Annotated in this window: 14 protein-coding genes; 4 read left to right on the top strand and 10 right to left on the bottom strand. The window is 67.5% G+C overall.

The genetic code is table 11. The features are described from left to right. Positions 1-42 precede the first annotated feature (42 nt). The 7 genes from AC5IG3_RS05265 to AC5IG3_RS05235 form a co-directional block, all read right to left on the bottom strand. The gene (locus tag AC5IG3_RS05265) at positions 43-714 is read right to left on the bottom strand and encodes a pilus assembly PilX family protein (RefSeq protein WP_491905253.1); all 672 of its coding nucleotides are present in this window, start codon (positions 712-714) and stop codon (positions 43-45) included. Then, entirely contained in the window at positions 714-1,916 is a 1,203-nt protein-coding gene (locus AC5IG3_RS05260; protein ID WP_491905252.1) for a PilW family protein, read from the bottom strand. Before AC5IG3_RS05260 ends, AC5IG3_RS05265 begins: the two co-directional genes overlap by 1 nt. Positions 1,917-1,927: 11 nt before the next feature. Beyond that, positions 1,928-2,362: a type IV pilus modification PilV family protein gene (locus AC5IG3_RS05255; RefSeq protein ID WP_491905251.1), complete on the bottom strand. Its 435-nt coding sequence runs from the start codon at positions 2,360-2,362 to the stop codon at positions 1,928-1,930. An 11-nt stretch (positions 2,363-2,373) separates the two neighbouring features. Beyond that, entirely contained in the window at positions 2,374-3,012 is a 639-nt protein-coding gene (locus AC5IG3_RS05250) for a GspH/FimT family pseudopilin (protein WP_491905250.1), read from the bottom strand. Further along, positions 3,006-3,455 (bottom strand): type IV pilin protein, encoded by a 450-nt coding sequence (locus AC5IG3_RS05245; RefSeq protein WP_491905249.1) that lies wholly within the window; start codon positions 3,453-3,455, stop codon positions 3,006-3,008. The genes AC5IG3_RS05250 and AC5IG3_RS05245 overlap by 7 nt, the downstream gene beginning before the upstream one ends. A 151-nt stretch (positions 3,456-3,606) precedes the next feature. Further along, positions 3,607-5,937, bottom strand: a complete 2,331-nt coding sequence (locus AC5IG3_RS05240; RefSeq protein WP_491905248.1) for a response regulator — start codon at positions 5,935-5,937, stop codon at positions 3,607-3,609. 61 nt (positions 5,938-5,998) lie between these two features. Further along, on the bottom strand, positions 5,999-6,361 hold the full coding sequence (locus tag AC5IG3_RS05235; RefSeq protein ID WP_491905247.1) for a response regulator transcription factor: 363 nt from the start codon (positions 6,359-6,361) through the stop codon (positions 5,999-6,001). Positions 6,362-6,497: 136 nt separating this feature from the next. On the opposite strand from AC5IG3_RS05235, the gene AC5IG3_RS05230 reads away from it, so the two are divergent. The 4 genes from AC5IG3_RS05230 (at position 6,498) to AC5IG3_RS05215 (ending at position 12,589) form a co-directional block, all read left to right on the top strand. Then, complete coding sequence (locus tag AC5IG3_RS05230; protein ID WP_491905246.1) at positions 6,498-8,096, top strand: methyl-accepting chemotaxis protein; 1,599 nt, start codon at positions 6,498-6,500, stop codon at positions 8,094-8,096. An 87-nt stretch (positions 8,097-8,183) separates the two neighbouring features. Beyond that, entirely contained in the window at positions 8,184-10,400 is a 2,217-nt protein-coding gene (locus AC5IG3_RS05225; protein WP_491905245.1) for a putative bifunctional diguanylate cyclase/phosphodiesterase, read from the top strand. A 76-nt stretch (positions 10,401-10,476) separates the two neighbouring features. Beyond that, positions 10,477-12,141, top strand: a complete 1,665-nt coding sequence (gene ettA, locus AC5IG3_RS05220; RefSeq protein WP_491905244.1) for an energy-dependent translational throttle protein EttA — start codon at positions 10,477-10,479, stop codon at positions 12,139-12,141. A 109-nt stretch (positions 12,142-12,250) separates the two neighbouring features. Beyond that, positions 12,251-12,589 carry a P-II family nitrogen regulator gene (locus tag AC5IG3_RS05215; protein WP_491905243.1) on the top strand — a complete coding sequence of 113 codons (339 nt, stop codon included), beginning with the start codon at positions 12,251-12,253 and terminating at the stop codon, positions 12,587-12,589. A gap of 12 nt (positions 12,590-12,601) precedes the next feature. Here AC5IG3_RS05215 and AC5IG3_RS05210 read toward each other — a convergent pair whose 3' ends face one another. Genes AC5IG3_RS05210 through AC5IG3_RS05200 form a run of 3 tightly spaced genes read right to left on the bottom strand, consistent with a single transcriptional unit; the run spans position 12,602 to position 14,149 of the window. Continuing rightward, on the bottom strand, positions 12,602-13,186 hold the full coding sequence (locus tag AC5IG3_RS05210) for an LOG family protein (RefSeq protein ID WP_491905242.1): 585 nt from the start codon (positions 13,184-13,186) through the stop codon (positions 12,602-12,604). A 31-nt stretch (positions 13,187-13,217) separates the two neighbouring features. Next, positions 13,218-13,598, bottom strand: a complete 381-nt coding sequence (locus tag AC5IG3_RS05205; RefSeq protein ID WP_491905241.1) for a diacylglycerol kinase — start codon at positions 13,596-13,598, stop codon at positions 13,218-13,220. 53 nt (positions 13,599-13,651) lie between these two features. Further along, complete coding sequence (locus AC5IG3_RS05200; protein WP_491905240.1) at positions 13,652-14,149, bottom strand: RDD family protein; 498 nt, start codon at positions 14,147-14,149, stop codon at positions 13,652-13,654. Positions 14,150-14,192: the final 43 nt, after the last annotated feature.

Here is a 14,192-nt window from a genome sequence, read left to right as displayed (position 1 = left end):
TGTTCATGGCGTTCTCGGGTCGGTCACAACTGAAGTGACGGGTCAAAAGTGCACCAGCGTCTCGGTGGTGCTGACGGTCTGGCGGGCGCCCTGGGTGCGGACGATGACGCGGAAATACTGTGCCAGGGCGCTGGCGCCGACGCGGCCGGTGTTCTGCGCGCCGATCTCGCCGCGCTCGCCGCTGATGGAGGTCGATGAGGTCAGTGGTTTGGCGCAGCTGATGGTGCCTGCGGTCGCGTCGCCCGCTGCCGAGCACAGGCGCAGCACCACGTACTGTGCCTTGACGCCATTGGCCAGCGTGGGCAGCGTGGCGGGGCTGAAGCAGCTGGCGTAGCTGCCGCCGGCGTAGCTGGTGCAGGGCTTGTCGGCCCAGTCGACCACCACGCGGGTGGCGTCGACCCGGGTGCCGGTGGGGTCGAGCGCGGCCAGGTGCAGGGCCGAGTAGCCTTGCGCCACGATGCTGTTGTGCAGCGTGGCGCCGGCAATGTTGTTGCCCAGCCAGGTGACGGCCTGGCGCGTGGCCTCGTCGGTGGCCAGCAGGCTGTCCTGCTTGAAGCTGAGGTTGCCCAGGATGCCGGCGCCGGTGTCGACCGAGCGGATCAGCGCCACGGCCGCCAGCGACAGCGCCACGACCGTGATGAGCGCAAACAGCAGCGAGGCGCCGCGCTGCCGGGCGGCGGACAGTGAGGGGTTGAGCTTCGTCGTGAGCTTCATCATGATTGCCAGAGCATGTTGCGCAGCGGCACCACGGTTTCGAAGACGCGGTAGCGGTAGTGCTTCCAGCAGTTGGTGTCGCTGGCGGGGCAGGTGACGAGGCTTTGTACCTTGAGCGTGGAGGCGGTGGCGCCGTCGGGCTTCCAGCTCGGCTCGGCGTTGGTGGCGAAGGTGGTGTCGCCGGGCTTGCCTTCGTACTGGGTGGTGCGGGCGACCACGGCCAAGCGGATGGCGATCACCTGCGCCCAGCCGGCTTGCGTGGTGGGGGAGGTCGCGGACCAGCTGTCGACCACGTTGTCGCGCGGGCTGGTGGTGTCCAGGCCGTAGACCGCCTGCAGGTTGATGACCTGCGCGTAGAGGTCCTCGCGCGTGGTGTCCGTGCTCAGGTAGCAGGCCTGCCCGCTGGTGGCGGTGGTGGTGAACGCGCCGGCGGTGCTGTCGAAGCTGGCCAGGCACAGCGAGCCGTTGCGCACGCTGTAGCTGCGGTGCGTGAGTTGGCCGAGGTTGATCAGGTGGCTGCCGGCGGCGTAGCTGATGGCGGCTTCATCGACGCCGGGGAAGACCCGCGGAGAGGCCGTGCTGTCTTGGTTCCAGGGCCCGCTGGCCGCGCTGGCGACGTGTTCGAGCGTGTCGCCCGTGGGGGCTGTACTGATGTTGAACACGGCACACAGGTTGACAGCGGCTTGCGCGCCCACCGGGCTGGGGTTGGGCACGGCGACCATCAGATCGCTCTGGGCGTTGCCAAGATTGGTCCGGGTGTCGATTCTGAAGAAGGTGGCGCCTTTGGGGTGATCTTCGGCTACCCGCACCGGCAGCGAGAAAGCGCGCTGGTTGCTCATCAGGATGTCGAGGCTGTCGGGCGCATCGCTGGCGCCCTGGGTGATGCGCACGCCCACCAGCGGCTGGCTGTCCCAGGGCGGCACGATGGAGCCACGCTGGCCGCGCAGCGTGCAGCCGGCCGCGCCGCCGCTGGTCATGCCGTAGCCGGCCATCTGGATGTCGCGCTGCAGCGTCTGCAGGGCCAGTGCGCCGTTGACCTGGGCGTCCGATCCGCTGGTGGTGCTGCGCTTGCGGCCTTCGAAGACCACGGTGACCTGTGTCATGACCAGCACGGCCAGCAGGCCGATGGCCATGCCGATCATGAGTTCGATCAGCGAAACGCCACGGGCGCGCCGGTGGAGGGGAGTGGGGTGCGAAGTCATCTCGATGAAGCTCAGGGCGAGGCGATCACGTTGGCGTTGATGGCCGTGGTAGTGGTGTAGGCGTGGCTGCCTTCACCGGGCACCTGCCAGGTCAGCGTGATGTCGAGTTCGCCGCTGTTGGGATCGATGACCAGCGTGGCCGTGCTGCCGGGCAGCAGGCTCGCGACCTTGTCCTTCCAGTTCTTGCAGGGTGCGTGGCTGTCGCAGCCGTCGCGGTACTTGATGAGGTCGGCGGAGCGCGCGCCATCGGCCCACATCGTGCCGACCAGGTCGTTGACCAGGTAGGCGGCCTCGGCGCGGTACTTGGCGCTGCCGGTGGCACGCACCATCGACGCCTGCAGGCCGACCAGCCCGAGCGCGGCGAACGAGAAGATCAGCAGCGCGATCAGCGCCTCGATCATGGCAAAGCCGCGTGTGGCGGGGGAGTTCGTGCGGATCTTGCGCATGGGGCTGTGCTTCAGTTGATGGCGCAGCGGCGCGGGTCGTCGGTGGCGGTCACGGCGGGGTCGCACAGACGCGTGCTGCCGTTGGCGCCGATCAGCACGCGCAGCGGTCGGGTGCTGGCGTTGCTGTGGCTCAGGATCAGGCAGCGCAGCGAGGTGGTGTTGGCCGGCCGGCCATAGCCGTTGAAGGTGACCTGGGTGGCGGTGGCGGCCGTGGTGCAGTCGGTGGCGCGCACCGCCAGGCTGACGTTGGCCGAGCCGTCGCCGTGCGCGTGCTTGGCAATGATCTGCGGCGCAGCGGTGCTGGTGGTGACGACGCTCGGGACCTGGTCGCACTGCCCTTCCGGGCTGCTCAGGCTCACGACCCACGAGGCGGAGCTGCTGGAGAGCGCGCAACTGCTGTCGAGCAGGCCGGCGTTGCCGCTGGCGGTGCTCACGAGCGAGAAGATCACGTTCTGGTTGCGCCGCACGGCTTCGGCGCGCGCCTGCTGCAGACCGCTGATGAGGGATTCGCCCGCATTGCGGATCTGGATGTTGCGCAGCCACTGGCCCACCGAGGGCATGGCCAGCACCAGCAGGCCGCCCAGCACCACCAGCGCGACCATCAGCTCGATGAGCGTCAGGCCCCGGCGCGGTGCGGTTGGGCTCAGCATTCGCTGCCCCGGACCATCCAGCAGCTCTTGCTGACCGTGGTGCCCTTGAACTGGGTCGTGCTTTGCACGTTGGATTCGGTCAGCGTGTAGACGTGGCCGGTCGTGCGCTTGCCGGTGCCGGTGGCCGTGAGCGTGTAGCTCTGGTCGGTGCCGCCCAGCGCACAGCTGTAGGTGAAGAACTTGCTGCCGGCGGGTGCTGCCGCAATGGCGCCGCCCGCGCAGGTGGCGCCCGTGCCGTAGTTGCGGTTGTCCTGGTAGTACTGCTCCATCTGCACGCGGGAGTTGCTCAGGATGGTGAAGGCCTCGGGCACCTCGCCCCGGCGCAGGTAGTCGCTGTAGGAGGGCAGGGCGATGGCGGCCAGGATGCCGACGACGGCGACCGTGATCATCAGCTCGATCAGCGTGAAGCCGCGAATCCGGGAGGGCGATGGGGTGAGTGTCATGGCGGACTGCGGCCTTTGAAAAGCGTCGGTGAATCGTCGAAAAAGACCGGAAATCGGCAGCATCGGCAATCTGAATTGCCAAGACTTTGATCTTAGAGCGCCACAGCCCCGCTCGGTGCGCGCTGCTGCGGTTCGTCAACGCGATGATGTTTCAGGCGGTATCGCTGGTGTCGCGCGCTTCGATGACGCCGGAGCTGGCCAGGCCCAGTTCGACGCAGGCTTGGCGGGTGTGGGACCAGACGGTTTGCAGTTGCTGCTCCAGCAGCGGCGCCTCGGTCGAAGGCAGCTCGACCCCGGCGCGCTCCAGTTGCAGCGCGACGGCCGCCACGCCCTTGAGGCCGAAGCTCGCAGCCGCGCCCTTGAGGCTGTGCGCGCGTTCCTTCAATTCCTGGAAGTCGCCGCTGTGGAGCGTCTCGATGACGTTGAGATACGAGCGCGACTGGTCGGCCAGCAAGCGGTCGAGCATGCGGGCGTAGCCCTGCGGCGTGATGTCTTCGCGCAACTCGGTGATCAGGTCGTGGTCGAGCAGCTCCTGGATCCAGGCGTCCCAGGTTTCGCTGCCGTTGCCGTTGCCGTTGCCGTTGCCGTTGCCGTTGCCGTGGTGGGCGGTGGCGGGCTCTGCGGCCATGACGGGCGCCGGTTCGGGCGTGGCCGTGGCGCAGTGGCGGCGCAGCACCTCTTCGATGTCCTTGCGCCGCACCGGCTTGCTCAGGAAGTCGTTCATGCCGGCGCCGAGGGCTTTCTCGCGCGACTCGCCGGACGCATCGGCCGTGAGCGCCACGATCTTGACCTGGCCGGCCGCGGTGGTCAGCCGGCGGATGGCCCGGGTGGCGTCCAGCCCGTTCATCTCGGGCATGTGCAGGTCCATGAAAATCAGGTCGGGCGTGCGTTCCTGTGTGGCTTGCACGGCCAGCAGGCCGTTCTCCGCCAGACGCGGCTCGCAGCCCAGTTGCTGCAGGTGGGTCTGGATCAGGCGGCGGTTCACCGGGTGGTCTTCCACGACCAGGATGTCGAGGCCCTGTGCGAGGTTCCTGATGCCGGTCGGGGCGGTGTGGTGCAAGGGTGGCTCGGCGGTTGCCGGTGCGGCCATGGCCTGCAGCGGCAGCTGCAGCGTGAAGGTGCTGCCCTGGCCGGGCTGGCTTTGTACGTGGATGTCGCCCGCCAGCAGGCGTGCCAGGTTGCGCGATATTTCCAGTCCCAGGCCGGTGCCGCCAAAGCGGCGCGAGATGCTGGAGTCGGCCTGCGAAAAGCGCTTGAAGAGTTGCGCCAGCGCCGCCTCGTCCATGCCGATGCCGGTGTCGGTGATGATGAACTCGATCCACAGGCGCTCATCCTGCCGCCCGCTCTGCGGGCTGACGCGGCGCACGACCAGGCTCACGCCGCCCTCGGCCGAGAACTTCACGGCGTTGGACAGCAGGTTGAGCAGGATCTGCTTGATGCGCATGCCGTCGCTGCGCACCCAGGCGGGGATATCGGGCGCCACTTCGCAGTGAAACGCCAGCGACTGCGAGCGCGCCACCGGGGCGATCAGCGCCTCGACGTCGTGCGTCAACTGCGCCATGCACAGCGGCGCCAGGTGGATCTGCATGCGGTCGGATTCGAGCTTGGCGGCGTCCAGGATGTCGTTCAGGATGCCCAGCAGGTGCTGCCCCGAGGCGGTGGCGGTGGCGATGTAGTCGAGCTGGCGGGGTGTCAGCGGGTCGTCCTGCATCAGCTCCAGCATGCCCAGCATGCCGTTGAAGGGCGTGCGCAGTTCGTGACTCATGGTGGCCAGGAATTCGCTCTTGGCCTGGCTGGCGGCTTCGGCGGTGGCGTGTGCCTGCCGCAGGGTGGTGGTCAGGACTTCGAGCGTGAGGCGGCGCTGCTCGGACTGGTTGAACTGGCGCCGTGCCGCCCAGGCAAAAGCCAGCGTCAGCAGCGACATGAACACCGTCACGGCAATGCCCATGCGGTTTTGCTCGCGTGCGGCCTGATTGCGCTGCGCAATCAGCTCGCCGTTGCGCTGCAGCCCGAGCATGGCCAGCGTGTGGACCGGGTCGCGCATGGGTTCGAGCTGGGCGAGCATGCCCCGCGCTTGCGCCGGGCTGAAGGGCTGCCGGGGCGCTTCGCCCAGGGACTGATCGGCCTGCAGCACGAAGTTGTCGATCCGTTTCATCAGGGCCTGGTGCCACTCGTTGGCGGGAAACAGCCGCTCGGTGCGCTCAGGCGTGACCAGATCGATGCGGCTGACGAACAGCTCATAGCGCAGCGTGACCTCGGCCATCTGATCGTCGGTCACCGTGTCGGTCACTTCGAGCAGACCGTGGCGCAGGTTCTGGAACTGCGCCTCGAATTGCAGCAGTGCGTAGGCCAGGTTGTCGCGCGGATCATTGATGCTGTTGTTGAACAGCTGGTACTGGTGCCACTGAATGGTGCCGACCGTGATGAACGCCAGCACCAGCATCGCTCCCACGATGCGCAGCCAGTTTCTCGGCTTGTGCATCAAGGGGCTGGGGGACGGGGAGGTGGCAGCCACAGTCGGTGTCATCGCGGTCAGGTCTGACTCAGGCCAGGCGCTGGATGACCTGCAGCAGCTGGCGCGGGCTGAAGGGCTTGACCAGGAACTCATCCGCGCCGGCTTGCAGTGCGGCCTCGCGCACACCGGGCTCGGTGCGGCCGGTCAGCACCACCACGCGGCAGCCGCGAAGGCGTGCGTCGGCCTTGAGCTGCTGGCAGACCATCAGGCCGTTCAAGGCGCCGGGCATCATCAGGTCGAGCAGGATGGCGTCGGGCGGGTTGCTGCGCGCCATCTGCAGGCCTTGCGTGCCGTCGGCGGCCTCCTGCACGATGAAGCTTTTCATCTCCAGCGTCATGCGGATCAAATCCCGAATGTCGGACTGGTCTTCAATGAGGAGGATTCTTTTCATATCCGGCTATTTTGAAGCAGCCGCAAAGCCGCTGGCGATGAAGATGGGCGTGGTTCATTGCGCTTATTGCGTTTTCGGGCAGACCGGCGCCTGGCTACCCTCTGTCGTCGAACCTCAAGGGTCAGGGATGAAAAACATGGGCGTCAAGGTACAGCGTTCTCGTCTGGGTTGGGTCAACCTTTGGCTGGGTTGTGCCGTCACTGCCAACCTCGCGGTGTTGCTGGTGCAGTTGCAGGCGCGGCCGGACGTGGTCGATGCGCTGCCGGGCATGACGAATGTGGCGGCGCTGGCAACTGTCGCTCTTGCCTGGGCGGTGGCCCGGTGGCGTGGCTTCCGGCTGCCCAGGGCCTGCTGGGGGCTGGCTTTTGCCGTGCCGGCGGGCTTGAGCGTCTGGCTGTCGCCCGGCTCCGTGGCCCTGCAGATGAATCTGCTGCTCACCATGAGCCTGCTGCCGGTGTACCGCCGCTGGCCCCTGATTGCCGGTGTTGGCGGTGCGTTCGTGCTGGAGCAGGTCGTGCTGGCGCAGCTGGGGTTGTTGCCGGCTGCGAGCGTGGCCGACGCGGTCGTCTGGCCTTGGCCGGCGCTGTTTCTGGTCCTTCAGACCGGTTGGCTCTGTCGTGCGGCCTACCTTGGCAGCATTGCGCAGCGTGAACGCTTCGACATCGAATTCCTGGTGCGCGCCATGGGCCACGACGGCCCCATCCGGCTGAACCTGGATGCGCTGATGGCTGAATCGGCGCTCGGTCAGCGTCTCAAGCACGTGCAGGAGCGCATGGCCGGCGCGATCCGGCAGGTGGCGGTTTCTTCGCGCGGTGTGCAGGAGGCCGGCTGCGTGCTGGAGCAAAGCGGCACCGAACTGCGCCAGCGCACCGTCCACAGCGCCAACGGCCTGCGCGACGTGGCGCTGTGCCTGGAGCAGATCAGCATCATCGTCAAATCCAGCGCCGAGGTATCGGTGACGGCGCGTGCCACGGCCGCGTCCGCCTCCGGGCTGGCCACGCGCAGTGGCGAGGTGGTGATTGAAATGGTGGGGCAGATGCGCGAGATCGACCAGGCCTCGCGCCGCATCACCGAAATCGTGGCGGTGATCGAGGGCATCGCCTTCCAGACCAACATCCTGGCGCTCAACGCCGCCATCGAAGCCGCCCGCGCCGGCGCCCAGGGCCGCGGTTTTGCGGTGGTGGCGGCCGAGGTGCGCCAGCTCGCGCTCAAGTCGGCCCAGGCCGCCGCCGAGGTGCGCCAGCTGATTGCCGCGTCGTCCCAGGCGGTGGAGCGCGGCAATCGCATGGCCTCGGGCATCGAGAGCACCATCACGAACCTGGTGGCCGCCGTGCGGCATGTGGATGAGGTCTTCAACAACCTCTCCGCCGATACCGACGAGCACGCCAACAACCTGGCCGTCGTGACGACGTCGGTGCGCGAGCTGGACGCCATCACCTCCCAGAACGTGACGCTGGCCGAGCGGGCCGACCAGATCGCCCGTGAGCTTGGCGCGCACGCCGCCGGCCTGAGCGAGGTGCTGGGTGCCTTCGACCTGTGCGATGAAGCGAATCCGGACGCGCAGCCGGATCAGCTGGCCGCCATGGAGGCGTCGCTGCTGGCGTCCATCCAGCAGATGAACCTGGGCGGCACGCCGGCCTTCACGCTCACGGCGGCTCCGGTCGTGCGGGCTGCGACGGCCCCGACCGCTGCGGCGACACCGAGCGTTACAGCCTCCGGCGTCGAATTCTTCTGACCGCCTCGCCGATACTTCGGCGCATGTGCAGGGACCGGCTTCACTTCAATTCGAGCGTCAGCCTCGGTGGCAACCCGAGGTTCATCGATGCCTGAGTTCATGCCAACCCAATACGACCCGGGCGTGGTGGCCGCGTCGCTGCTGATGGCCTTGCTGTCTTCGTTCGTGACCTTCAGCATGACGCGGCGCATGCGCTCGCACGAGTCGGCCATGGCGCGAATCTGGTGGATGGTCGGGGCGCTGGTCATGGGTACCGGCATCTGGGCGACGCACTTTGTGGGCATGCTGGCGTTCGCGCTGCCGGTGCCGATCGGTTACGGCTATGGGCTGACAGCGGCTTCGTGGCTGGGCGTAGTGCTGAGTTCGGCCCTGATGCTGCACGTGCTCGGTCTGCAAGGATCGCAGCCCGCGGCTCGCCGCTCGATCATTCAAGCGGCCGTCCTGAACGGACTGGGCATTGTGCTGATGCACTACACCGGCATGCTCGCCATCGACCTGACGCCTGCCATCGTCTGGGATGGCCGCTGGGTGGCTGCGTCGGTTCTGATGGCGACCGGTGGCTCCTGGGCCGCGTTGACCTTGTTCGTCCGGGCCGAGGCGTGTACCGCCCGTGTGGCGGCGCTGACGGCCTTGGGCGCGGCCAGCCTGATGGCGCTGACCGTGGGCGGCATGCACTACGTCGGCATGGCCGCAGCGGGTTTTCCAGCGGGCGCCGTGTGCCTGTCCGCCGACCAGCTGGGCGGGCCGGGTCTGACGGCGGTGGTGCTCACCGCCGCTGTACTGATGCTGCTGGCGAGCCTGCTGACCTCGGCGCTGGATGCACGCCAGCAGTCCCAGGCCACGCGCCTAGCCTTGTCGCTGCGCACCGCCAACGAGCAGCTGCAGTCGTCCAATGAGCAACTGCAGACCGCCAACGACGAACTGCAGCGCCTGGCGTTCCGCGATGCGCTCACCGGCCTGCCCAACCGCATCCTGTTCGAGGACCGGCTGGAGCAGGCGCTGCTGCGGCTGGAGCGCCGCGCGCATCGGCTGGCTGGCCGCCCGGTGGTGGACAACGCCGAGCGGCTGGCTGTGCTGTTCGTCGATCTGGACGGCTTCAAGCCCATCAACGACACCTACGGTCACGCCGTGGGCGACAGCGTGCTCAGCGAGATCGGCCAGCGCCTGCGCCAGACCGTGCGGGACGCGGACACGCTGGCGCGCATCGGCGGCGATGAATTCGTGGTGCTGATGGAAGGCCTGCGCAGCGAGGCCGACGCGCAGGCCATGGCCGAGCGTCTGCTGGCCTGCATCAGCCCGCCGATTCCGGTGCCGGGGCGCGATGTGCAGCTGTCGTGCTCGGTCGGCATCGTGCTGTACCCGGGCCCGGCGCCGCGCGACAAGCTGCTGGCCTGCGCCGACGCCGCCATGTACCGCGCCAAGCGCGCCGGTGGTGCCGGCGTGGTGGTCTACGCCGCGCACATGGATGTGGCGGCGGCCTACCAGGTCGAGCTGCAGCAGGACTTGCGCATGGCCATCGAGCGGCGCCAGCTGGCGCTGCACTACCAGCCCAAGGTCGATGGCCGCAGCGGCCGCATCTGCGGGGTCGAGGCGCTGCTGCGCTGGCAGCACCCGGAGCGCGGCGCGGTCAGCCCGGCGGTGTTCATTCCGCTGGCCGAGCGCTTCGGCCTCATCAACGCGCTGGGCAACTGGGTCATCGACGAGGCCAGCCGGCAACTGCAGCGCTGGGAAGGCCAGGGCCTGAGCATGCGGGTGGCCATCAACCTGTCGGCCCACCAGCTGCGCCAGCCGGACTTGCCCGAGCGCATACGCCACGCGTTGCAGCGCCGGGGCGTCGACCCGGCGCGCCTGACGTGCGAGATCACCGAGACGGTGGCGATGGAGGACACCCGCGTCACGCTCGACCTGCTGTTCGGGCTGCGGCAGCTGGGCGTGAAGCTGTCGATCGACGACTTCGGCACCGGCTATTCCAGCCTGAGCTATCTGCGCCAGCTGCCGGCGCGCGAACTCAAGATCGACCGCAGCTTCGTCAAGGACCTGGGCGACAGCGACGATGCCCGCGCGGTGGTCGACGCCGTTGTGCGCCTGGCCCACGCGCTGGGCCTGCGCGTGGTGGCCGAGGGCGTCGAGACCGCCCTGCAGCGCGACCTGCTGCTGGTGCTGGGCTGCGACGAGTTGCAGGGCTACTTCTACGCCCGGCCGATGGCCGCCGACGCGCTGCTGGCCTGGGCGCGTGGCGACCATCCGGTCAGCAGCCCGGACTTCTCGACGTCGCTGCTGGGCGACGTGCCGCCGCCGCTTTGAGAAAAGTCCCGCGCCAGCGGCGACAATAGACAGTTGTTCGCGGTTTCGCGTTCTCTTCATTCCTTATCAGCAGACCATGGCCCAATACGTCTTCACCATGAACCGCGTCGGCAAGATCGTGCCGCCGAAGCGCCAGATCCTGAAGGACGTCTCCCTGTCCTTCTTCCCCGGCGCCAAGATCGGCGTGCTCGGCATCAACGGCTCGGGCAAGTCGACCTTGCTCAAGATCATGGCCGGCATTGACAAAGACATCGAAGGCGAGGCCACGGCCATGCCGGGCATCAAGATCGGCTACCTGCCGCAGGAGCCTCAGCTCAACCCCGAGCAGACCGTGCGCGAGGCGGTCGAGGAGGGCATCGGTGGCTCGATCGCGGCCCAGAAACGGCTCGAAGAGGTGTACGCCGAGTACGCCGACGAAAACGCCGATTTCGACAAGCTGGCCGCCGAGCAGGCCGAACTGGAAGCCATCATCGCCGCCGCCGGCAGCGAGAACACCGACCTGCAGCTGGAAATCGCTGCCGACGCGCTGCGCCTGTCGCCGTGGGATGCGATCGTCGGCAACCTGTCGGGCGGTGAGAAGCGCCGGGTCGCGCTGTGCCGCATGCTGCTGTCCAAGCCCGACATGCTGCTGCTCGACGAGCCGACCAACCACCTGGACGCCGAGTCGGTCGAGTGGCTGGAGCACTTCCTGCAGCGCTTCTCGGGCACGGTGGTGGCCATCACCCACGATCGCTACTTCCTCGACAACGCGGCTGAGTGGATCCTGGAACTCGACCGCGGCCAGGGCTTCCCGTACAAGGGCAACTACTCCGACTGGCTCGAAGGCAAGGGCAAGCGCCTGGAGCAGGAGCAGAAGACCGAGGACGCCCGCTCCAAGGCGATGAAGATCGAACTCGAATGGGTGCGCAAGAACGCCAAGGGCCGCCAGGCCAAGAGCAAGGCGCGCCTGGCCCGTTTCGAGGAACTGAGCGACGTCGATTACCAGAAGCGCAACGAGACCAACGAGATCTTCATTCCGGTAGCCGAGCGCCTGGGCAATGAAGTGATCGAGTTCGACGGCGTCACCAAGAGCTTCGGCGACCGCGTGCTGATCGACAACCTGAGCTTCAAGGTGCCGGCCGGTGCGATCGTCGGCATCATCGGCCCGAACGGCGCCGGCAAGTCGACGCTGTTCCGCCTGATCCAGGGCGTCGAGAAGCCCGATCTGGGCGAGGTCAAGATCGGCAAGACCGCCAAGCTGGCCTTCGTCGACCAGAGCCGCCAGAGCCTGGACGACACCAAGACGGTGTGGCAGGACGTCTCGGGCGGTCTGGACAACATCGTGGTCGGCAAGTTCGTGATGCCGAGCCGCGCCTACATCGGCCGCTTCAACTTCAAGGGCAACGACCAGCAGAAGCTGGTGGGCAGCCTCTCAGGCGGTGAACGTGGCCGCCTGCACCTGGCCAAGACGCTGGCGCAGGGCGGCAACGTGCTGATGCTCGACGAGCCGTCCAACGACCTGGACGTCGAAACCCTGCGCGCGCTGGAGGAGGCGCTGCTGGAGTTTGCCGGCTCGGCCATGGTGATCAGCCACGATCGCTGGTTCCTGGACCGCATCTGCACGCATATCCTGGCGGCCGAGGGCGACTCGCAGTGGGTCTTCTTCGACGGCAACTATCAGGAATACGAGGCCGACAAGAAGCGCCGCCTGGGCGAAGAGGGCGCACGTCCGAAGCGCTTCCGCTACAAGGCCCTGAAGTAATCCCTGCAGTGATGACGGGGGCGCCCAGCTCCTGTCAACCCGACGGCCCTCAGGTCAAGTCGGCCAAATCGGTTAAATTGATTTTCAGTTCAGCATTCGGAGAGCGTCCATGAAACAGATCACCGCCATCATCAAGCCCTTCAAGCTCGAAGAAGTCCGCGAGGCCCTGGCGGAAGTCGGCGTCACCGGCCTGACCGTCACCGAGGTCAAGGGCTTCGGTCGCCAGAAGGGTCACACCGAGCTGTACCGCGGCGCCGAGTACGTGGTCGACTTCCTGCCCAAGGTGAAGATCGAGGTGGTGGTCAAGACCGCCGACGTCGATCGCTGCCTGGAGGCCATCGTCAAGGCGGCCAAGACCGGCAAGATCGGCGACGGCAAGATCTTCGTCACCTCGGTGGAGCAGGTCATCCGCATCCGCACCGGCGAGACCGACGAAGCGGCGGTCTGACCGAGATCGCCTTCAGATGCGGCTGTAGTCGGCCGCAGACGAGTCCAGAGCCTGCGACAGCGCTGACATCAGCGCGGCGGGCTCTTCGTACGTCTGCAGCATGTCGGCCTGCTCGGCGCTGACGAAGCCGCTGGTCCGTGCCTGCTGCATGAAGCGCAGCAGCGGCTGGTAGTAGCCGGCGGTGTCGAGCAGCGCCACGGGCTTGGCGTGGTAGCCGAGGTGGCGCCAGGTCCAGACCTCGAACAGTTCCTCGAAGGTGCCGATACCGCCCGGCAGCGCCACGAAGGCGTCTGCCGCCTCGGCCATCTGCTGCTTGCGGTCGTGCATGGTCTGCACCACCTGCAACTCGGTCAGGCCCCGGTGGCCCACTTCACGCCGCATCAGCGACTCGGGGATCACGCCCAGCACTTCAGCGCCTGCCGCCAGCGCGGCGTCGGCCACGATGCCCATCAGTCCGACATTGCCGCCGCCGTAGACGAGGCGCCAGCCGCGCTCGCCGATCAGACGGCCCAACTCGCGGGCGGCATCGGCATAGGCGGGCAGGTCACCGGGGCGCGAGCCGCAGTAGACACAAAGGCTGGGGCGGCGAGGCGGCATGGAGGAGTCTCGAATGAGAGGGGGTCAGGGATCAGGCGGCAAAGCGCTGCCAGAGCGCAGCAGCCCAGATGGTGCCGCACAGCGCGAGCGCCAGGAAGACGGCGGCGCTGCCGAAATCCTTGGCGCGCTTGGCCAGGTCGTGCAATTCGAAAGAGATTCGGTCGACGGTGGCTTCGACCGCCGAGTTGAGCAATTCCACGATCAGCACCAGCAGGACGCTGCCGGCCAGCAGCGCAACCTCGACCCAACTGCGCCCGAGCCAGAAGGCCAGCGGCACCAGCACCACCGCCAGAAGGGTTTCCTGGCGAAAGGCGCTTTCATGGCGGAAGGCGGCCACCATGCCGGCGAACGAGTAGCCGGTGGCGTGGAGGATGCGATCGAGGCCGGTGCGGCCTTTGTGGGGATTCGACATGGCGGGCGATTCTGCCAGCGCCATGTGTCGACTTGGATGTCGGTCTGACGGGTTCAGCGCTTGGGCAGCATCGGCCGCCACGTCACCAGCCGCGTCTGGCAGAGGCGGTCGTGCAGGAACTGCCGCTGCGGCATGGCCATGGCCAGCAGCGCGTAAATCAGCACGCCGGCCAGCGTGGCCCAGGTGAAGCTGGCACCGCTGCGCCATCCGGCCTGCCAGACCAGCAGCCAGGCCGGCACAAACCATAGCCAGCTCAGCAGGTAGCGCGCCGTGGCACGCCAGCGCGTGACGGGCTGATCCTGGCTGTCGACCAGCCGCACATGCCACGTCTTCATGGCGACGGTCTGGCCACTGCGGGTCCAGAACCAGACGAAGTAGAGGCCCAGCGTGACGAACAGGAAGGCCTGCAGACCCCAGCGCCCTTGCAGCGCATGACGTTGCTGTGTCATCAGGCCGTAGACGTAGCCACTGGCCATCAGCACACCGAAGAGGATCACGCCCTCGTAGAGCATGGCAGCCAGTCGGCGGCGCAAGCCGGGGGTGGGCAGCATGGACGGGGAAGTTATCACGTCGGCGGGTACGGACGCTGGGGCG

This window comes from Leptothrix sp. (in: b-proteobacteria) (assembly GCF_965250675.1).
In the GTDB taxonomy this organism is placed as follows: domain Bacteria; phylum Pseudomonadota; class Gammaproteobacteria; order Burkholderiales; family Burkholderiaceae_C; genus Sphaerotilus.
This window is presented reverse-complemented; position numbering and strand designations above follow the sequence as displayed.

Coding starts and splice junctions, on each gene's coding strand:
- AC5IG3_RS05265 (WP_491905253.1), bottom strand. CDS start 714: ATGAAGCTCACGACGAAGCTCAACCCCTCACTGTCCGCCGCCCGGCAG.
- AC5IG3_RS05260 (WP_491905252.1), bottom strand. CDS start 1,916: ATGACTTCGCACCCCACTCCCCTCCACCGGCGCGCCCGTGGCGTTTCG.
- AC5IG3_RS05255 (WP_491905251.1), bottom strand. CDS start 2,362: ATGCGCAAGATCCGCACGAACTCCCCCGCCACACGCGGCTTTGCCATG.
- AC5IG3_RS05250 (WP_491905250.1), bottom strand. CDS start 3,012: ATGCTGAGCCCAACCGCACCGCGCCGGGGCCTGACGCTCATCGAGCTG.
- AC5IG3_RS05245 (WP_491905249.1), bottom strand. CDS start 3,455: ATGACACTCACCCCATCGCCCTCCCGGATTCGCGGCTTCACGCTGATC.
- AC5IG3_RS05240 (WP_491905248.1), bottom strand. CDS start 5,937: ATGCACAAGCCGAGAAACTGGCTGCGCATCGTGGGAGCGATGCTGGTG.
- AC5IG3_RS05235 (WP_491905247.1), bottom strand. CDS start 6,361: ATGAAAAGAATCCTCCTCATTGAAGACCAGTCCGACATTCGGGATTTG.
- AC5IG3_RS05230 (WP_491905246.1), top strand. CDS start 6,498: ATGGGCGTCAAGGTACAGCGTTCTCGTCTGGGTTGGGTCAACCTTTGG.
- AC5IG3_RS05225 (WP_491905245.1), top strand. CDS start 8,184: ATGCCTGAGTTCATGCCAACCCAATACGACCCGGGCGTGGTGGCCGCG.
- ettA (WP_491905244.1), top strand. CDS start 10,477: ATGGCCCAATACGTCTTCACCATGAACCGCGTCGGCAAGATCGTGCCG.
- AC5IG3_RS05215 (WP_491905243.1), top strand. CDS start 12,251: ATGAAACAGATCACCGCCATCATCAAGCCCTTCAAGCTCGAAGAAGTC.
- AC5IG3_RS05210 (WP_491905242.1), bottom strand. CDS start 13,186: ATGCCGCCTCGCCGCCCCAGCCTTTGTGTCTACTGCGGCTCGCGCCCC.
- AC5IG3_RS05205 (WP_491905241.1), bottom strand. CDS start 13,598: ATGTCGAATCCCCACAAAGGCCGCACCGGCCTCGATCGCATCCTCCAC.
- AC5IG3_RS05200 (WP_491905240.1), bottom strand. CDS start 14,149: ATGCTGCCCACCCCCGGCTTGCGCCGCCGACTGGCTGCCATGCTCTAC.